The organism is Streptomyces sp. NPDC056628 (genome assembly GCF_042792555.1).
Classification (GTDB): Bacteria; Actinomycetota; Actinomycetes; order Streptomycetales; family Streptomycetaceae; genus Streptomyces.
The window spans coordinates 1-19,387 of sequence record NZ_JBHTWG010000042.1; the positions used below are offsets into that span (position 1 = coordinate 1).

At 70.7% G+C, this 19,387-nt stretch carries 15 protein-coding genes; 12 read left to right on the forward strand and 3 right to left on the reverse strand.

Annotation, left to right across the window (positions count from 1 at the left end):
• Positions 1 to 123: 123 nt before the first annotated feature.
• From ACFRAC_RS32050 to ACFRAC_RS32060, 3 genes are all read right to left on the reverse strand, one after another.
• Positions 124 to 1,068, reverse strand: a complete 945-nt coding sequence (locus tag ACFRAC_RS32050) for a carbohydrate kinase (protein WP_382936528.1) — start codon at positions 1,066 to 1,068, stop codon at positions 124 to 126.
• The gene (locus ACFRAC_RS32055; RefSeq protein WP_382936534.1) at positions 1,065 to 2,114 is read right to left on the reverse strand and encodes a LacI family DNA-binding transcriptional regulator; all 1,050 of its coding nucleotides are present in this window, start codon (positions 2,112 to 2,114) and stop codon (positions 1,065 to 1,067) included. The genes ACFRAC_RS32050 and ACFRAC_RS32055 overlap by 4 nt, the downstream gene beginning before the upstream one ends.
• A gap of 135 nt (positions 2,115 to 2,249) precedes the next feature.
• Positions 2,250 to 3,206 carry a hypothetical protein gene (locus tag ACFRAC_RS32060; RefSeq protein ID WP_382936540.1) on the reverse strand — a complete coding sequence of 319 codons (957 nt, stop codon included), beginning with the start codon at positions 3,204 to 3,206 and terminating at the stop codon, positions 2,250 to 2,252.
• Positions 3,207 to 3,665: 459 nt separating this feature from the next.
• Here ACFRAC_RS32060 and uvrC point away from each other — a divergent pair, with 459 nt between their 5' ends.
• The 12 genes from uvrC (at position 3,666) to pgi (ending at position 19,359) form a co-directional block, all read left to right on the forward strand.
• The gene (gene uvrC / locus ACFRAC_RS32065) at positions 3,666 to 5,786 is read left to right on the forward strand and encodes an excinuclease ABC subunit UvrC (protein ID WP_382936546.1); all 2,121 of its coding nucleotides are present in this window, start codon (positions 3,666 to 3,668) and stop codon (positions 5,784 to 5,786) included.
• On the forward strand, positions 5,783 to 6,799 hold the full coding sequence (rapZ, locus tag ACFRAC_RS32070; protein WP_382936551.1) for an RNase adapter RapZ: 1,017 nt from the start codon (positions 5,783 to 5,785) through the stop codon (positions 6,797 to 6,799). The genes uvrC and rapZ overlap by 4 nt, the downstream gene beginning before the upstream one ends.
• Positions 6,796 to 7,872, forward strand: coding sequence for a uridine diphosphate-N-acetylglucosamine-binding protein YvcK (gene yvcK, locus ACFRAC_RS32075; RefSeq protein ID WP_361343122.1), 1,077 nt, complete (start codon positions 6,796 to 6,798; stop codon positions 7,870 to 7,872). Before rapZ ends, yvcK begins: the two co-directional genes overlap by 4 nt.
• A complete protein-coding gene (gene whiA, locus ACFRAC_RS32080; RefSeq protein ID WP_382936561.1) occupies positions 7,863 to 8,852 on the forward strand; it encodes a DNA-binding protein WhiA in 990 nt (329 codons plus the stop codon). The genes yvcK and whiA overlap by 10 nt, the downstream gene beginning before the upstream one ends.
• A gap of 159 nt (positions 8,853 to 9,011) precedes the next feature.
• Positions 9,012 to 11,966 (forward strand): M14 family zinc carboxypeptidase, encoded by a 2,955-nt coding sequence (locus tag ACFRAC_RS32085; protein WP_382936566.1) that lies wholly within the window; start codon positions 9,012 to 9,014, stop codon positions 11,964 to 11,966.
• 228 nt (positions 11,967 to 12,194) lie between these two features.
• On the forward strand, positions 12,195 to 13,202 hold the full coding sequence (gene gap, locus ACFRAC_RS32090) for a type I glyceraldehyde-3-phosphate dehydrogenase (protein ID WP_382936572.1): 1,008 nt from the start codon (positions 12,195 to 12,197) through the stop codon (positions 13,200 to 13,202).
• A 145-nt stretch (positions 13,203 to 13,347) separates the two neighbouring features.
• A complete protein-coding gene (locus ACFRAC_RS32095; RefSeq protein ID WP_382936578.1) occupies positions 13,348 to 14,559 on the forward strand; it encodes a phosphoglycerate kinase in 1,212 nt (403 codons plus the stop codon).
• Between the two features lie 6 nt (positions 14,560 to 14,565).
• Entirely contained in the window at positions 14,566 to 15,342 is a 777-nt protein-coding gene (gene tpiA, locus ACFRAC_RS32100) for a triose-phosphate isomerase (protein WP_382936581.1), read from the forward strand.
• A gap of 128 nt (positions 15,343 to 15,470) precedes the next feature.
• Positions 15,471 to 15,701 carry a preprotein translocase subunit SecG gene (gene secG / locus ACFRAC_RS32105; RefSeq protein ID WP_361343569.1) on the forward strand — a complete coding sequence of 77 codons (231 nt, stop codon included), beginning with the start codon at positions 15,471 to 15,473 and terminating at the stop codon, positions 15,699 to 15,701.
• 202 nt (positions 15,702 to 15,903) lie between these two features.
• Positions 15,904 to 16,239, forward strand: coding sequence for an RNA polymerase-binding protein RbpA (locus ACFRAC_RS32110; RefSeq protein ID WP_003976875.1), 336 nt, complete (start codon positions 15,904 to 15,906; stop codon positions 16,237 to 16,239).
• A 146-nt stretch (positions 16,240 to 16,385) separates the two neighbouring features.
• A complete protein-coding gene (locus ACFRAC_RS32115; RefSeq protein ID WP_382936588.1) occupies positions 16,386 to 17,651 on the forward strand; it encodes an MFS transporter in 1,266 nt (421 codons plus the stop codon).
• Between the two features lie 52 nt (positions 17,652 to 17,703).
• Positions 17,704 to 19,359, forward strand: a complete 1,656-nt coding sequence (gene pgi, locus ACFRAC_RS32120; protein ID WP_382936594.1) for a glucose-6-phosphate isomerase — start codon at positions 17,704 to 17,706, stop codon at positions 19,357 to 19,359.
• Positions 19,360 to 19,387 lie beyond the last annotated feature (28 nt).

Sequence of the window (19,387 nt, forward strand, 5' to 3'; positions counted from 1 at the left end):
GGAACTTCCCGCGGGTCGCCGCCCGTTGGATCATCAGCGGCCCCAGCCAGCGGACCGCGCCGTTCTTTGACTCCTCAACAGCGCACGAGAGACGAGAGGCAGAGGCGCACGAGGACGCCCGGCTCAGAAGCCCTCGGCACCGTCCCCGGCCGAAAATGCGAAGTCCGCCAGTTCGGCGGCGTACGGCGGTTCCGCCCCCGCCCGGGAGCAGGTGATCGCGGCGGCCCGCGCCGCGAACCGCAGCAGCCGCGTCCAGCCCTCCGCGCCCAGTCCCACGAGCGCGTCGGCGGACAGAGCGTCCTCGGCGGCCAGCCCGTGCAGCAGGGCCGCGTTCACGGTGTCGCCCGCACCGATCGTGTCCACCACTTCGACGGCCTCCCCCGGCACGGAGTGCACCGCCCCGTCCCGCGTATAGGCGGTGAGCCCGTCCCCGCCCCGAGTGATCACGACGGCCGCCGGTCCCGCGGCCAGCCACTCACGCGGCGTCCCACCCAGCCACGCCGCGTCCTCCTCGGACAGCTTGAGCAGCGACACCGACGGCAGCCAGCTCTTGAACCGCGCACGGTAGCCGTCCGGGTCCGGTATCAGCCCTGCCCGGATGTTCGGGTCGAGCGCGGTGAACACCCCTTGCCCGGCCGCCCTGCGCATCAGCTCCTCGTAGGCGCTCGCCCCCGGTTCCAGGACGAGCGAACAGGTCCCGAAGGACACCGCGCGGGTCCGCTCCGGCAGCTCCGGGGGCGCCGCGAAGAGCCGGTCGGCGGTGCCCTCGACATAGAAGGAGTAGGCGGCCGACCCCTTGGCGTCGATGGTCGCGACCGCCAGCGTGGTCGGCTCCGGGCCGCGCTGCACGGCCGACACGTCCACCCCCGCCTCGCGGAGCCGGTCGAGCAGGGCCTCCCCGAAGGCGTCGAGGGACGTCCGGGAGCAGAAGGCGGTGGGGGAGCCGAGCCGGCCGAGGGCGACGGCGGTGTTGTACGGGCCCCCACCGAGCGCCGGCCTCAGAGGGGCGAGGGCGCCTGTGCCCTGCGGCACCAGATCGATCAGGGCCTCACCGGCGACGACGATCACGAGGGGGTTCCTTTCACGGACGTCAGGGGCTGTTCGGCACATCCGCACGACGTGCGGTGCACGAAGGTGCAGGGCAGACGCAGGGTCCGGGCGGGCCCGTCCGGTGCCGCGAGCCGGTCCAGGAGCACCCGGACGGCCTCGGCACCGATGTCCCTGCTCGGCTGGGCGATCGCGGTGAGCCGGGGGGAGAACAGATCGGCCCACGGGAAGTCGTCGAAGCAGCACAGGGCGATGTCGCCGGGCACCGACAGGCCGTGCCCGCGCAGGGCGCGCAGGGTGCCGATGGTCATCGCGTTGTTGGCGGTCACCAGCGCGGTCGGCGGCGAAGGGAGGGCCAGCAGCGCTGCGGTCGCCACTTCGGCGCCCGGGGACTCGGAGTCGCCGTGCACGACCAGCCCCTCGTCGTACGCGAGCCCGGCGGCCGCCAAGCCGTCCCGGTACCCGGCGAGCCGCTCGACGGTGGTGCTCAGCCCCGCAAGGCCGGCGACCATGCCGATCCGGCGGTGGCCGAGGGCGGCGAGATGGGTGACGAGCCGGGCCATCGGCGCGGCGCTCTCGGCACAGATCTGGTCGCACACCGGTGAACCGTCCGCAGGAAGGTCGACCACCCGGTCGAGCAGCACGATCGGCACCTTGTGGCGCCCCAGGTAGGCGAGGAGTTCGCGCGGGTCGGGCGACGGGGCGACGATCATGCCGTCGACCCGGCGTTCGTGCAGCAGCTGGACGACCTTGCGTTCATGACGCGGATCGTCGTGCGGGTCGGCAATGAGCAGGCTGTACCCCCGCTCCAGGGCCGCCGCCTCGACGCCCTGGAGGATCTCCGTGAAGTAGGGGTTGCTGATCGCCGACACGGCGAGCCCGATGGAGCGCGTGCGCGAGGTCACCAGGGAGCGCGCAAGCGTGTTGGGCGTGTAGCCGAGCTCGTCCATCGCGTCCAGCACGGCCCGGCGGGTGAGGGGCAGCACGGGCCGGGTGCCGTTCAGGACATGGGAGACGGTCGCCACGGACACACCGGCGCGGCGCGCGACGTCGGCCATGGTCGCCATGGTGGCTCCTTTCGCTCCAGCAGCCCGCTCTCCCCCTTCCGTCCGGGAACGTAGCGCATGGAGAAGCACACGTAAACGCTTGCGCAAGCGTTTACGTCACTCGGGCCCCCAGACCCCCGGAAACGGGCAGCGATCTCACGCCCAGGCCCACCCGATGCCCACGATCCCCGTCCGCACCCGCTGCTCGACCAGGTGGACGGAACGGTGCTGGGCGCTCAGGACCAGCCGCTGCCGGCCGCCGCGAGGCGCCGCCGCCGAGTGCTGGGAGAACCGGTGGCACTGCACGGGCACGGCGTTCTCGGCGAAGCGGACCTGCAGGGCGTACTGCCCGCCCGCGAGCGGGAAGCCCCGCGCGTACTCATGGGAGATGCCGGCCGTGCCGCCCTCCACGCCGTACCGGAAGAGATGCGTCTCGCCCGCCCGCAGCCGGGTGCCGAAGAGCAGCTCGGCGACGAGGACGCCGGTCTCCCGGTGCCGGCGGACACGCCCGGTGCGGCAGTTCTCCAGGGCGTGCACCCTCATACGGTCCGGCAGACCGCCCGGATCGCCGTGGTGGACGGCCACGAAGCGGTCCACGCCGTCCTTGTGGGCCCGCACGATGTGGTGCGACTCGCACTCCGCCAGCTCCCGACGCTCCCCGATCCGCACGCGCTCGTGGTGGGCCAGCGTGTGCAGGCCGCCGTCACGGGGGCAGTCCAGCTCGGACAGCAGCTGCTCCAGGACGCCGGACGCCTCCACCAGGGACCGGTAGGAGCGGGCCGCCGGGCGCTGGTGGGCGGCCTGGCCGTCGGTCTCGGCGAGCAGCCGGATCAGGGACTCCTCGGGCAACTGGAGTATCTCCTCCAGGGCCCGCACCGCACGCAGGGACTCCGGGCGCTGCGGCCGGCGGGCCCCCTGCTGCCAGTAGCTCAGGCTGGTCACGCCTACCTTCACCCCGCGCCGGGACAGATGGTGCTGGACACGCTGCAGGGGCAGGCCCCGTGCCGCGATCGCGGCACGCAGGGCCACGTGGAAGGGGCCGCCTCGCAGAGCCGTGTCCAGCTCCGCGGTGGGGACGGCGGCGAAGTCCGCGTGCTGAGGGGCGTGCTGCATGCAGGGGCCTTTCTGTGGGGTGACAACGGCTGGTCGGACCGTTCACGCGGCTCGGGGTCACGCGTCGGCGAGGGTGGGGCGGGGGTCTTCACATCCGTAAGCCGTCGCTCAGGGCCCCGAGTTCCCCCGCATTGAAGCGTGTCGGCCAGGCCCCGACAACACTTGGGCCGCAACGGCGGCACGGTCCTGGCCGAGTCCCGACGCATCGGCTTCCGGACGCCCCGAGGGCTCCCGTCACCGGTGAGCCTCCGACATCCGCTCGCCCCGACGGAGCAGGCCCCCGGTATCCCGCCCTGCGGACCTGTTCACCACCGATGACGGAGGGTGACGGGGTGAGGGCACCGAGCCCGTATCCGGCGTCGGGGCGTGCCGCCCACGTGCCGTTGGCCGCGGTGACCATGGTGTCCGGTTGTCCACAGGCTCGCCGGAGTGTCACCGCGCGCCAGTAGGGTGTGAGATATGGCCGACCCCTCCAGCTACCGCCCCAAGCCGGGACAGATCCCGGACTCGCCCGGGGTGTACAGGTTCCGGGACGAGCACCGCCGGGTGATCTACGTCGGAAAGGCGAAGAGCCTGCGCCAACGCCTGGCGAACTACTTCCAGGACCTGGCGGGTCTGCACCCGCGCACCCGGTCGATGGTCACCACCGCCGCGTCCGTGGAGTGGACCGTCGTCTCCACCGAGGTCGAGGCGCTGCAGCTGGAGTACTCCTGGATCAAGGAGTACGACCCCCGGTTCAACGTCAAGTACCGCGACGACAAGAGCTACCCGTACCTCGCGGTGACGATGAACGAGGACTATCCGCGCGTGCAGGTGATGCGCGGCCACAAGAAGAAGGGCGTCAGGTACTTCGGGCCGTACGCGCACGCGTGGGCGATCCGGGACACCGTCGACCTGCTCCTGCGGGTGTTCCCCGTGCGCACCTGCTCGGCGGGCGTGTTCAAGAACGCCCGCCGCACCGGCCGCCCCTGCCTCCTCGGCTACATCGGCAAGTGCTCCGCCCCCTGCGTGGACCGGATCTCCGCCGAGGACCACCGGGAGCTGGCCGACGAGTTCTGCGACTTCATGGCCGGCCGCACCAACACCTATCTGCGCCGCCTGGAGCGGCAGATGCGGGAGGCGGCCGAGGCGATGGAGTACGAGCGCGCCGCGCGCCTGCGGGACGACATCGAGGCCTTGAGGAAGGCCATGGAGAAGAACGCCGTCGTGCTCGCCGACGCGACGGACGCCGACCTGATCGCCGTCGCCGAGGACGAGCTGGAGGCGGCCGTCCAGATCTTCCACGTCCGCGGCGGACGCGTGCGCGGCCAGCGCGGCTGGGTCACCGACAAGGTGGAGGAGATCACCACCGGCGCCCTGGTGGAGCACGCCCTCCAGCAGCTCTACGGCGAGGAGACCGGGGACGCGGTGCCCAAGGAGGTGCTCGTCCCGGCCCTGCCCGACCCGGTGGAGCCCGTACAGGAGTGGTTGTCGGGACGGCGTGGCGCCCAGGTCTCGCTGCGCGTGCCGCAGCGCGGCGACAAACGCGACCTGATGGAGACCGTCGAGCGCAACGCCCAGCAGGCCCTCGCCCTGCACAAGACCAAGCGCGCCTCCGATCTGACCACCCGCTCCCGCGCACTGGAGGAGATCGCCGACGCCCTGGGGCTGGACAGCGCCCCGCTGCGGATCGAGTGCTACGACATCTCGCATCTCCAGGGCGACGACGTGGTGGCCTCCATGGTCGTCTTCGAGGACGGTCTGGCCCGCAAGAGCGAGTACCGCAGGTTCCAGATCAAGGGCTTCGAGGGCCAGGACGACGTCCGGTCCATGCACGAGGTGATCACCCGCCGCTTCAAGCGCTACCTGACGGAGAAGGAGCGGATGGGGGAGTGGGTCGACGGCGAGATCCCGGACGGGGGCGCCGGGGCCGGGGCTGGTCCGGGCGACGATTCGGATCGCCTCACGGAGGTCTCCTCGCCTCCGCTGTCCGACAGCCTCAAGGACGAGGACGGCCGTCCCAAGCGCTTCGCCTACCCGCCCCAGCTCGTCGTCGTGGACGGCGGGCAGCCGCAGGTCGCGGCGGCCCAGCGGGCGCTGGACGAGCTCGGCATCGACGACATCGCCGTGTGCGGCCTCGCCAAGCGGCTGGAGGAGGTCTGGGTCCCCGGCGAGGACGACCCGGTCGTCCTGCCCCGCACCAGCGAGGGCCTCTACCTGCTCCAGCGCATCCGCGACGAGGCTCACCGGTTCGCGATCACCTACCAGCGCACCAAGCGTTCCAAGCGTTTCCGGTCCAGTCCGCTGGACGACGTCCCCGGTCTGGGCGACACCCGCAGGCAGGCGCTGATCAAGCACTTCGGTTCGCTGAAGAGGCTGCGGTCCGCGACCATCGACCAGATCTGCGAGGTTCCGGGCATAGGCCGCAAGACGGCCGAGGCCATCGCCGCGGCCCTCGCGCAGGCGGCCCCGGCCGCGCCCGCCGTGAACACCGCGACGGGAGAGATCATGGAGGACGAGGTACCAGAACCCACGAGGGGGGCCTCGGGGGAGTCCGTGTCCGCGGGCGCCCCGGACGAACGACGGGGGCAGGAGAGATGAACGAGCACGACACCGGGGCCATGGCCGACCGAGATCGACGGTCCCGGGACCCACACAGGAATTCCGGAGACGATCCCGCCCAGCAGGACGCACGCCAGAAAGACGAAACACAGGTGGATACGGGCAGCGAGAAGGCCGGGGTCCCCGACGCGGCCATCCCCGAGCTGGTGATCATCTCCGGTATGTCCGGAGCCGGCCGTTCCACGGCCGCGAAGTGCCTGGAGGACCTCGGCTGGTTCGTCGTCGACAACCTCCCGCCGGCGCTGATCCCCACCATGGTGGAGCTCGGTGCCCGCTCCCAGGGCAACGTGGCGCGGATCGCGGTCGTCGTCGACGTCCGCGGCCGGCGGTTCTTCGACAACCTCCGCGAGTCCCTCTCCGACCTCGACGCGCGCGGTGTGACCCGGCGGATCGTCTTCCTGGAGTCCTCGGACGACGCCCTGGTGCGCCGCTTCGAGTCCGTGCGCCGCCCGCACCCCCTGCAGGGCGACGGCCGGATCGTCGACGGCATCGCCGCCGAGCGGGAGCTGTTGCGCGAGCTGCGCGGCGACGCCGACCTGGTGATCGACACCTCCAGCCTGAACGTGCACGAACTGCGGGCGAAGATGGACGCCCAGTTCGCCGGCGAGGAGGAGCCCGAGCTGCGGGCGACCGTCATGTCCTTCGGCTTCAAGTACGGCCTGCCCGTCGACGCCGACCTGGTCGTGGACATGCGGTTCCTGCCCAACCCTCACTGGGTGCCGGAGCTGCGCCCCTACACCGGTCTGAACGACGAGGTCGCCGCCTACGTCTTCAACCAGCCCGGCGCCAAGGAGTTCCTCGACCGGTACGCCGAGATGCTCCAGCTGGTTGCTGCGGGCTACCGTCGTGAGGGCAAGCGCTATGTGACGATCGCCGTCGGCTGTACGGGCGGGAAGCACCGCTCGGTGGCCATGTCGGAGAAGCTCGCCGCGCGCCTCGCGGCCGACGGCGTGGAGACGGTGGTCGTGCACCGGGACATGGGACGGGAATGACCGGACGTACTCCGCGGCTGAGCAGGCTGCGCCGGGCGGTGCCGGAAGGGCGCGCCGGCCGCGCCGGCCGGACCGCCGAGACCCGGGGCGGCCGGCCGCGCCGCCGCGGCGCCCAGCCCAAGGTCGTCGCTCTCGGCGGCGGCATGGGCCTGTCGGCGTCGCTCGCCGCGCTGCGCCGGATCACCGGTGACCTCACCGCCGTCGTCACCGTGGCCGACGACGGCGGTTCCAGCGGGCGCCTGCGCGACGAGCTGGGCGTGCTGCCGCCCGGTGACCTGCGCAAGGCACTGGCCGCGCTCTGCGGCGACGACGACTGGGGCCAGACCTGGTCCCGGGTCATCCAGCACCGCTTCCACTCCCAGGGCGACCTGCACGACCACGCCGTCGGCAATCTGCTGATCGTCGCTCTGTGGGAGCAGCTCGGCGACCACGTCCAGGCCCTCGACCTGGTCGGCAAGCTGCTCGGCGCGCACGGCCGGGTGCTGCCCATGTCGGCCGTGCCGCTGGAGCTCCAGGCCCTGGTCAAGGGGCACGACCCGGAGCGGCCCGACGAGGTGGACACCGTCCGGGGCCAGGCCACCGTCGCCCTCACCCGGGGCGAGGTGCAGTCCGTGCACCTGGTGCCGCCCGACCCGCCCGCCGTCCCCGAGGCCGTCGCCGCGGTGCGGGACGCGGACTGGGTGGTGCTCGGCCCGGGTTCCTGGTTCTCCTCCGTCATCCCGCACCTGCTGGTGCCGGAACTCCTGGACGCCCTCACCGAGACGAAGGCGCGCCGGGTACTCTCCCTGAACCTCGCCCCGCAGCCGGGAGAAACCGAAGGCTTCTCCCCGCAGCGTCATTTGGAGGTTTTGGGACGACACGCCCCTAAACTCGCCCTGGACGTGGTGCTGGCCGACGAGGCTGCCGTGCCCGACCGCGAAGTGCTCACGGAGGCCGCGAAGCGGCTCGGTGCCGCGGTCGAGCTGGCCCCGGTGGCCCGGACGGATGGGACGCCCCGGCACGACCCGGAGCTCCTCGCCGCCGCGTACGACCGTATTTTTCGGATGCATGGAAGGATCGGCCCATGGCGATGACGGCAGCGGTGAAGGATGAGATCTCCCGGCTCCCCGTCACCCGGACCTGCTGCAGGAAGGCGGAGGTCTCCGCCATTCTGCGGTTCGCCGGCGGCCTCCACCTGGTGAGCGGACGCATCGTGATCGAAGCGGAGCTCGACACGGCGATGGCGGCCCGCAGACTCAAGCGGGACATCCTGGAGATCTTCGGGCACAGCTCCGAGCTGATCGTCATGGCGCCCGGCGGACTGCGGCGCGGCTCGCGTTACGTCGTTCGGGTGGTTGCCGGCGGTGATCAGCTGGCCCGGCAGACCGGCCTGGTCGACGGCCGCGGGCGCCCGATCCGCGGGCTGCCCCCGCAGGTGGTCTCGGGGGCCACGTGCGACGCCGAGGCCGCGTGGCGCGGCGCCTTCCTCGCGCACGGCTCGCTGACCGAGCCCGGCCGTTCCTCCTCCCTCGAGGTGACCTGCCCCGGACCCGAGGCCGCGCTGGCCCTCGTCGGCGCCGCCCGCCGGCTGTCCATCGCCGCCAAGGCCCGGGAGGTGCGCGGCGTGGACCGCGTGGTCGTCCGGGACGGCGACGCGATCGGCGCGCTGCTGACCCGGCTCGGCGCCCATGAGTCGGTGCTGGCCTGGGAGGAGCGCCGGATGCGCCGCGAGGTGCGGGCCACGGCCAATCGCCTCGCCAACTTCGACGACGCCAACCTGCGCCGCTCCGCCCGCGCGGCCGTCGCCGCCGGGGCCCGCGTGCAGCGCGCCCTGGAGATCCTCGGCGACGAGGTCCCCGAGCACCTCGCCGCGGCCGGGCGGCTGCGCATGGAGCACAAGCAGGCGTCCTTGGAGGAGCTGGGCGCGCTCGCCGACCCGCCGCTGACCAAGGACGCGGTCGCGGGCCGTATCCGCCGTCTGCTGGCCATGGCCGACAAGCGGGCCCAGGATCTCGGCATCCCGGGCACCGAGGCCAACCTCAGCGACGAACTCGCCGACAACCTCGTGGGATGACGGCCTGAGCTGACTTGATGTCAGAAGATAGGTGCCGATGCCCACTTGGGACATCGGCACCGTCATTTGTCGCTCTTTGCGGCACTCTTGACTAGGACATGATGTGGCATGAGCCTGGCAGTCATTCGTCGCTGTGGCGAAACACTGCTAGGGGGGTACATGAGACCCAGAGCGAGATCGATCCTCGCTGTCGGCGCGCTCCTCGTCGGGGGAGCGAGTATCGCACCCATCGCCCAGGCACAACCGGGGAATTCGCCCCACACCGACCCGAGCGAAGTGAAGGTCTTCCGGGCCGAGGTCACCAAACAGCAGGTACCCCTGCTGCTGGCGGCCGGCCAGGACGGCCACGAACTCAGTGAGCAGACACCCGACAAGGGCAAGGCCACCGTCGAGGTCTACCTGACCGACGAACAGGCCGGGAAACTGCGCAAGCAGGGCGTCGCCCTCACCGAGCACCAGGTCACCGCCCGAGCCGAGGCCCGCACCGAGAAGGCCGCCGAGGGCGTGTTCCGCCCGTACAGCGGAAGCGGCGGGCTGAAGGAGGAGATCGTCCGGGCCGGGCAGCAGAACCCGGGCCTCACCAAGGTCGTCTCCATCGGCAAGACCATACGCGGCCAGGACATCCTGGCCCTGAAGCTGACCAAGAACGCCGCGAAGTCCAAGGACGGCTCCAAGCCCGCCGTCCTGTACATGTCCAACCAGCACGCCCGCGAGTGGATCACGCCGGAGATGACCAGGCGGCTGATGCACTACTACCTGGACAACTACAAGAAGGACAAGCGGGTCAGGAAGATCGTCGACTCGACCGAGCTGTGGTTCGTCCTCTCGGCCAACCCCGACGGCTACGACCACACCTTCAAGGACTCCAGCACCCGTCTGTGGCGCAAGAACCTGCGGGACATCAACGGCGACGGCGTCATCAGCACCGGCGACGGCGTCGACCTGAACCGCAACTTCGCCTACAAGTGGGGCTACGACGACGAGGGTTCGTCCCCCAACCCCACCAGTGAGACCTACCGCGGCGCGTCCCCGGGCTCCGAGCCCGAGACCAAGGCGCTGGACGCCCTGCAGAAGCGCGTCGGCTTCACCTACGGCATCAACTACCACTCCGCCGCCGAACTCCTGCTCTACGGCGTCGGCTGGCAGGTGGCCACGAACACCCCCGACGACGTGATGTACAAGGCGCTCGCCGGCACCCCCGACAACTCCGCGATCCCCGGCTACCACCCGCAGGTCTCCTCGGAGCTGTACACGACCAACGGCGAGGCGGACGGGCACGCCGCGAACGTCAACGGGCTGGCGATGTTCACCCCCGAGATGTCGACCTGCCAGACCGCGTCGAACATCGACCCGAACGACCGATGGAACGCGGCGGACTGCCAGTCGGTCTTCAACTTCCCCGACGACGAGAAGCTGATCCAGGACGAGTTCGCGAAGAACGTGCCGTTCGCGCTCTCCGTCGCCGAGAGCGCCGACCGTCCCGACCAGCCTTCCTCCTCGCTCGGCCTGAAGGCCGCCGACTTCACCCCGGCGCCGTTCACCACGTCGTACGCGCGCGGCGCGGACCAGGAGGTCTCCGTCGTCGTCCGCAAGGCGCTGCGCGACAAGGAGCTGAAGTACCGCGTCAACGGCGGCCGTACGCACGACGTCGCGCTGCGGCACTGGAAGGGCGGCGAGACCTTCGGCGGCGAGGACAACCTCTACTTCGACGAGTACCGCGCCAAGGTCCTCGACGGCGACCGGGGCGACAAGGTCGAGGTGTGGTTCACCGGCGAGACCCGCAACGGCAAGAAGGTCTCCAGCAGCCACTTCACCTACACGATCGCCGAACGACCACGCGCGGACGTGCTCGTGGTCGCCGAGGAGGGCGCCGGAGCCCCGCAGGCGCAGAAGTACGTGGACGCGCTGAAGGCCAACGGGCACCGGGCGGTCGTCTGGGACGTCGCCGCGCAGGGCGCGCCCGACGCCCTCGGCGTGCTCGGCCACTTCGACACCGTCGTCCACTACACGGGCGCCGGCGTCCCCGGCAACGCCACCCAGCTCCAGCTGCGCGCCTACCTCAACGAGGGCGGCAAGCTGCTGGAGGCCGGTGAGCAGGCCGGCGGCAACGTCGACCTCGGCGACGGCACCCTGTCGAACGACTTCAGTCAGTACTACCTGGGTGCCTACTCCCGTACGTCCCTGCCCGGCGCCGCCGGCTTCACCGGGTCCGGCAGGCTCGCCGGGTTCTCCGGCGCGCTCGCCGGCGCCCCCGGCAACCCGCTCGACCGGGCCGGGAGCTACAGCGTCACCTCCGACCAGCTGCCCGCCGCCACGTATCCGCAGTTCGCGAGCGCGGGAGCGGGCCGGTTCGCGGGGACCGTCAGCCCCTACGGGCCGTTCGCGGGTTCCTGGATGGCGGCCGCCGTGCACACCGACGACGCCTGGAAGCGGTTGACGAGGACCGTCGACCTCACCGGCGTGACCGCGGCCCAGCAGCCCACGCTGCGCACCCAACTGCTGTGGGACGTCGAGCCCGGCTACGACAACGTCCTGATCGAGGCCCACACCACCGGCGCCGAGGACTGGACGACACTCCCCGAGAAGAACGGCGCGTCCAGCGCCACCGTGCCCGCGGAGTGCGAGGCCGGCTTCTACATGAACGAGCACCCCTGGCTCGCGCACTACCTGACGCAGTCGCCGCAGGGCTGCACGGCGTCCGGCAGCAGCGGAAGCTGGAACGCGCTCACCGGTGCCTCCGAGGGCTGGCAGCAGGTCGAGTTCGACCTCAGCGCGTACGCGGGCAAGTCCGTCGTGGTCTCCATCAGCTATGTCTCCGACCCGGGCTTCGGCGGACGCGGCGTCCTCGCCGACCAGGCCTCGCTCGTCGTCGGCGGCACGGCGGTCGAGACGGAGGGCTTCGAGACGTCGCTCGGCGCCTGGAGCACGACCGGACCGCCCCCGGGCAGCCCGGCCGTCCTCAAGGACTGGGCGCGCACCGGAGCGCTGTTCCAGACCTACGGCGCGGTCACCACGCGCGACACGGTCCTCCTCGGCTTCGGCCTGGAGCACCTGCCCTCGGCGGCCGATCGAACGGCGCTCATCAGAAAGGCATTTTCCTCACTTGAGAGGTAACTCGCCGAAGTGGCACACGCCCGGCGGAGCGTGACCGGATCGGCCGATCCGGGCTCCCGGGCGGGGCGGTCCGTACCCTACTGACGGGTACGGGCCGCCATGCCGTGTATGAGGCATCTGAATGTCACCACGGCGGCTTCAGGGGGGTAGGGTCGGAGGCGGTCGGGGACATCCCAAACAGAGCTCGCCGGCACCGCATGGCCGGCGTACCAACGAGGAGATCGGTTCGTGACGATCCGCGTAGGCATCAACGGCTTCGGTCGTATCGGTCGCAACTACTTCCGCGCACTGCTGGAGCAGGGTGCAGACATCGAGATCGTGGCTGTCAACGACCTGGGTGACACCGCGACCACCGCTCATCTGCTGAAGTACGACACCATCCTGGGTCGTCTGAAGCAGGAGGTCAGCCACACCGCCGACACCATCACCGTGGGCGGTCGCACCATCAAGGTCCTTTCCGAGCGCAGCCCCGCCGACATCCCGTGGGGCGAGCTGGGCGTCGACATCGTCATCGAGTCGACCGGCATCTTCACGAAGAAGGACGACGCCGCCAAGCACATCGCGGGCGGCGCCAAGAAGGTCCTCATCTCGGCTCCGGCCAAGGACGAGGACATCACCATCGTGATGGGCGTCAACCAGGACAAGTACGACCCGGCGAAGCACCACGTCATCTCCAACGCCTCCTGCACCACCAACTGTGTGGCCCCGATGGCGAAGGTCCTCGACGAGAACTTCGGCATCGTCCGCGGCCTCATGACGACGGTCCACGCGTACACGAACGACCAGCGCATCCTGGACTTCCCCCACAAGGACCTGCGCCGCGCCCGCGCCGCCGCGGAGAACATCATCCCGACCACCACGGGTGCCGCGAAGGCCACCGCGCTGGTCCTCCCGCAGCTCAAGGGCAAGCTGGACGGCATCGCGATGCGCGTCCCGGTCCCGACCGGCTCGGTCACCGACCTCGTCCTGGAGCTCGGCCGCGAGGTCACCAAGGAAGAGGTCAACGCGGTCTTCCAGAAGGCCGCCGAGGGTGAACTCAAGGGCATCCTCGAGTACACCGAGGACCCGATCGTCTCCTCGGACATCGTCAACGCCCCGGCGTCCTGCACCTTCGACTCCTCCCTGACCATGGTCCAGGAGGGCAAGAACGTGAAGGTCATCGGCTGGTACGACAACGAGTGGGGCTACTCCAACCGCCTCGTCGACCTGACGGTCTTCGTCGGCAACCAGCTCTGATATCCAGAGCAGGCACCTCGATGTGAGGTTCAGGGCTCGGGCGGCGCAGGGACGCGTCGCCCGAGCCCTGACTCACGTACAGATCAGACCTGTTGGATCACGAGCGCTTCCGAGCGATCACGAGCTCTTCCCAGGAGTCCCCTTCATGAAGACGATCGACGAACTTCTCTCCGAAGGCGTCGCCGGCAAGCGGGTGTTCGTCCGCGCCGACCTGAACGTGCCGCTGGACGGCACCACGATCACCGACGACGGCCGCATCCGCGCCGTGCTGCCCACCGTCAAGGCCCTCGCCGAGGCGGGCGCCCGCGTGGTCGTCGCCTCCCACCTGGGCCGCCCCAAGGGTGCCCCGGACCCCGCCTTCTCCCTCGCCCCGGCCGCCGTGCGCCTCGGTGAACTCCTCGGCGCCGACGTGGCCTTCGCCACCGACACGGTGGGCGACTCCGCCCGGGGTGTCGTCGCGGGCCTCGCCGACGGCCAGGTCGCCGTCGTGGAGAACCTGCGCTTCAACCCCGGTGAGACCAGCAAGGACGACGCCGAGCGCGCCGCCTTCGCCGACCAGCTCGCCGAGCTCGCCGACGTCTACGTCGGTGACGGCTTCGGCGCGGTGCACCGCAAGCACGCCTCGGTGTACGACCTTCCGTCCCGTCTGCCGCACTACGCCGGCTACCTCATCGTGACCGAGGTCCGCGTCCTGAAGAAGCTCACCGACGACGTCCAGCGGCCGTACGTCGTCGCCCTCGGCGGCGCCAAGGTCTCCGACAAGCTCGCCGTCATCGACCAGCTGCTCGGCAAGGCCGACCGGCTGCTCATCGGCGGCGGCATGGCGTACACCTTCCTCAAGGCCAAGGGCTACGAGGTCGGCATCTCCCTCCTCCAGGAGGACCAGATCCCGACCGTCACCGAGTACCTGGAGCGCGCCGAGAAGAGCGGCGTGGAGATCGTGCTGCCGGTCGACGTCCTGGTCGCGCCCGAGTTCCCGGACCTGAAGACCAAGGCCCCCACCCACCCCACGATCGTCGCCGCGGACGCCATCCCCGCCGACCAGGAGGGCCTGGACATCGGTCCGGAGACCCGCAAGCTGTACGCCTCGAAGCTCGTTGACGCCGCCACCGTCTTCTGGAACGGCCCCATGGGCGTCTTCGAGCACCCCGACTACGCCGAGGGCACCAAGGCGGTCGCCCAGGCCCTCGTCGAGTCCAAGGGCTTCACCGTGGTGGGCGGCGGCGACTCCGCCGCGGCCGTCCGTACCCTGGGCTTCGACGAGACGGCATTCGGCCACATCTCGACCGGAGGCGGCGCCTCCCTCGAATACCTCGAGGGCAAGACGCTCCCCGGCCTCGCCGCACTGGAGGACTGACTCTTTATGAGCACGCGCATGCCGCTGATGGCAGGCAACTGGAAGATGAACCTCAACCACCTCGAGGCCATCGCGCACGTCCAGAAGCTCGCCTTCGCCCTGGCCGACAAGGACTACGAGGCCGTCGAGGTCGCGGTCCTGCCGCCCTTCACGAGCCTGCGCTCGGTCCAGACCCTGGTCGACGGCGACAAGCTGAAGATCAAGTACGGCGCCCAGGACGTCTCCGCGCACGACTCCGGTGCCTACACCGGCGAGATCTCCGGGTCCATGCTGGCCAAGCTGAAGTGCACGTACGTCGTGGTCGGCCACTCCGAGCGCCGCCAGTACCACGCCGAGACCGACGAGCTCGTCAATGCCAAGGTCAAGGCCGCCTACAGGCACGGCCTGACCCCGATCCTGTGCGTCGGCGAGGAGCTGGACGTCCGCGAGGCGGGCAACCACGTCTCCCACACGCTCGCCCAGGTCGAGGGCGGTCTCAAGGACCTCCCCGCCGAGCAGGTCGAGACCGTCGTGATCGCCTACGAGCCCGTCTGGGCCATCGGCACCGGCAAGGTCTGCGGTGCCGAGGACGCACAAGAGGTCTGCGCCGCCATCCGCGGCAAGATCGCCGAGCTGTACGCGCAGGACGTGGCCGACAAGGTCCGCATCCAGTACGGCGGCTCCGTGAAGTCGGGCAACGTCGCCGAGATCATGGCGCAGGCCGACATCGACGGCGCCCTGGTCGGCGGTGCCTCCCTGGACGCGGACGAGTTCGTCAAGATCGTGCGATTCCGTGACCAGTGAGTAGGCCGTAGCGGCGATCCGTCGTACCCTTGCGGGGGCATGGTAGGCCTGGATGCGTGGCTCGCTCCGCGCGGCTGCCGTGCCCCCGTCGTTCATCCGAGTCCGAGAGAGTTGGTCCAGCCGTGGTTTTGGGGTTCTCGATCGCCCTGATCGTCTTCAGCGGGTTGCTGATGCTGCTGGTGCTGATGCACAAGGGGAAGGGCGGCGGCCTCTCCGACATGTTCGGTGGCGGCATGCAGTCGTCCGTCGGCGGCTCGTCCGTCGCCGAGCGCAACCTGGACCGGATCACCGTGGTGGTCGGTTTGCTGTGGTTCGCGTGCATTGTCGTGCTGGGCTTGCTGATCAAGGTGAACAACTGACCGGCACACACCGTCCCCACGTAAGGCCCCATGTTCGGTACGCGCAGCTCAGCGCGGCCTATCATGGGGCTTGCGTCTAGGTGTGGGGGGCTTGTAACTCCAATCACTGGACGCGCGTTGGGCCTTACGTAGACTGAGGCGCTCGCAGTGAAGCGAAACGCCGACTCGCTTTTGCGGCACCATCACGCAGGGAGTTACGACCGTGGCAAGTGGCAACGCGATCCGAGGAAGCCGGGTCGGGGCGGGGCCGATGGGCGAGGCCGAGCGCGGCGAGTCCGCACCGCGTCTGCGCATCTCCTTCTGGTGCTCCAACGGGCACGAGACGCAGCCCAGCTTCGCCAGCGACGCGCAGGTTCCCGAGACCTGGGACTGCCCCCGCTGTGGCTTCCCCGCCGGGCAGGACCGGGACAACCCGCCGGACCCGCCGCGCACCGAGCCGTACAAGACGCACCTGGCGTACGTACGGGAGCGGCGCAGCGACGCGGACGGCGAGGCGATCCTCGCCGAGGCGCTCGCCAAACTGCGGGGCGAGATCTAGACATTGACGACCGGCCGGGCGCCCCAGGGCACTCGGCCGGAGCCGTGTCACCCCTGCCCCACCCGCGCTGCGGACTGATTGTCAGTGGTGCCCTCTACGGTGGTTCTCGTCGACGCCCACGCGTCGATGCACCGGGAGGGGGACCTGTGGCGACGACGGGGGAGACGGGCGTGCGGACGCCCGCCTGGAGCGGGGGCTTCGGACGGCTGTGGGGCGCCGCCGTGCTCTCCAGCTTCGGCGACTCCCTCCGTACGGCCGCCCTGCCGCTCCTCGCCGTGACGCTGACCGACCGGCCCCTGCTGATCGCCGCGGTCACCGCCTGCGGCTATCTGCCGTGGATCGTCTTCGGACTGCTCGGCGGCGCCGTCGCCGACCGGGTCGACCAGCGGCGCGCGATGTGGACGGTCGACGCCGTACGAGGCGCCCTGGTCGCCGCCTTCGCGGTCGCCGTGGCGCTCGGACACGCCTCGATCGGCCTGCTCATCGCCCTGGCGTTCACCCTGACCACGCTCCAGACCCTTTTCGACAACGCCGCCACGGCCCTGCTCCCCACCCTGGTCGACCGGGACGCGCTCGGCGCGGCGAACGCCCGGCTGATGACCGGGCAGCGGATCGCCGGCGGCCTGCTCGGGGCGCCGGCGGTGCCGCTGCTGCTCGCGGCCGGCGCCGCCGCCCCCTTCCTGGCCGACGCGGCGACCTTCCTGGTGGCCGCGGCCCTCGTCGCCTCCCTGCGCACCCGGCCGCCGGACCGGGTGGCCCGGCCCGAGGGCAGCACCCTGCGCCGGGAGATCGCCGACGGGCTGCGCACCCTGTGGCGGGACCGGGCCCTGCGCGGCCTGTGCGCCGCGACCGCCCTGTGCAACATCGGGATGGGCGCCCTCGTCGCGACCCTGGTCATCCTGGTCACCGGCTGGCTCGAGGCGGGCACCACCGGTTACGCCGTCGCCTCCACCGCCTACGCCGCCGGCAGCCTGGTGGGAGGGCTCGGACACGGGCCGATCACCGCCCGGCTCGGGCTGACCAGGGCCGTGCTGCTCGCCGGGCTCGTGCAGATCGGCGCCTTGATCGTCATGGGCGCCGTACGCAGCCAGACGGCGCTGGCGGCGGCCCTCGCGGTCTTCGGCTTCATGGGCATGGTGTGGAACGTCAACACCACGACGCTGATGCAGCGGCGGACACCCGCCGGCCTGCTGGGCCGGGTCGCCTCCGCCTTCCGCACCCTGGCCGTGGCCGGCGCCCCGCTGGGCGCCCTGCTCGGCGGGGCCGTCGCCACCGCCTGGGGCCCGAACACGCCCGCACTGCTCACCGCCGCCTTCTTCGTCCTGGCGGTCCTCGCGCTGATACCCGGGCGGGAGCGGGACGTATCTGTGGATGCGCCGGACGACGTCACGACGGCTCACGTCCCGCGCTGATCAATTAGGTTGGAACAGCTGGGACAGGCACGAAAGAAGGCTGAAGTCGGACATGAACGCAGACGGCCGTACCAGGCTCAACCAGACACCCGAGTGGACCGCGCTGGCCAGGCACCGTGAGGAGCTCGACGGCGTGGGGCTGCGGGAGCTGTTCGCCGCCGACCCGGGCCGTGGCACGGGGTACACCCTGCAGGTCGGCGACCTGCACATCGACTACTCCAAACACCTCGTCACCGATGAGACACTGCGGCTGCTGCGCGAGCTGGCCGCCGCGACGGACGTGTTCGGACTGCGGGACGCCATGTTCCGCGGCGAGAAGATCAACGTCACCGAGGACCGCGCGGTGCTGCACATCGCGCTGCGCGCCCCGCGCGACGCGGTGATCGAGGTCGACGGGGAGAACGTCGTCCCCGCGGTGCACGCCGTCCTCGACAAGATGGCGGACTTCACCGAACGGATCCGCTCCGGGGCCTGGACCGGCCACACCGGCAAGCGGATCAGGAACGTCGTCAACATCGGCATCGGCGGCTCCGACCTCGGCCCGGCGATGGGGTACGAGGTGCTGCGCGCCTTCACCGACCGGGACCTCACCGTGCGCTTCGTGTCCAACGTGGACGGGGCCGACCTGCACGAGGCCACCCGTGACCTGGACGCGGCCGAGACGCTGTTCATCGTCGCGTCCAAGACCTTCACCACGATCGAGACGATCACCAACGCCACCTCCGCGCGCGAGTGGCTGCTCGACGAGCTGAAGGCCGGACCGGAAGCGGTCGCCCGGCACTTCGTCGCGCTGTCGACCAACGCCGAGAAGGTCGCGGACTTCGGCATCGACACCGCCAACATGTTCGAGTTCTGGGACTGGGTCGGTGGCCGCTACTCGTTCGACTCCGCGATCGGTCTCTCGCTGATGATCGCGATCGGCCCGGACCGCTTCCGGGAGATGCTCGACGGCTTCCGGACCGTCGACGAGCACTTCCGGACCGCGCCCGCCGAGTCCAACGTGCCGCTCCTGCTCGGCCTGCTGGGCATCTGGTACGGCAACTTCTACGACGCCCAGACCCACGCGGTCCTGCCGTACAGCCACTACATGTCGAAGTTCACCGCCTATCTCCAGCAGCTGGACATGGAGTCCAACGGCAAGTCCGTCGGGCGGGACGGACGCGAGGTCGAGTGGCAGACCGGGCCGGTGGTGTGGGGCACGCCCGGCACCAACGGGCAGCACGCCTACTACCAGTTGATCCACCAGGGCACCAAGCTGATCCCGGCGGACTTCATCGGTTTCGCGGAGCCCGTCGCCGGGATGAGCGAGCGGCTCAAGGCGCAGCACGACCTGCTGATGGCGAACTTCTTCGCCCAGACGCAGGCGCTGGCGTTCGGCAGGACGCCGGACGAGGTGCGGGCCGAGGGCGTGCCCGAGGAGCTGGTGCCGCACAAGACGTTCAAGGGCAACCGCCCGACGACGACGATCCTCGCCCGTGAGCTGACGCCGTCCGTGCTCGGCCAGTTGGTCGCCCTGTACGAGCACAAGGTGTTCGTGCAGGGCGCCGTGTGGAACATCGACTCCTTCGACCAGTGGGGCGTCGAACTCGGCAAGGTCCTCGCCAAGCGCGTCGAGCCCGCGCTGACCGAGGGCACCGACGTGCCGGGGCTCGACGCGTCGACGAAGGCCCTCGTCGCCCGGTACCGGGAGCTGCGCGGCCGGGCGTGACGGCAGATGGGGGAAGCGGGCGGCGCGT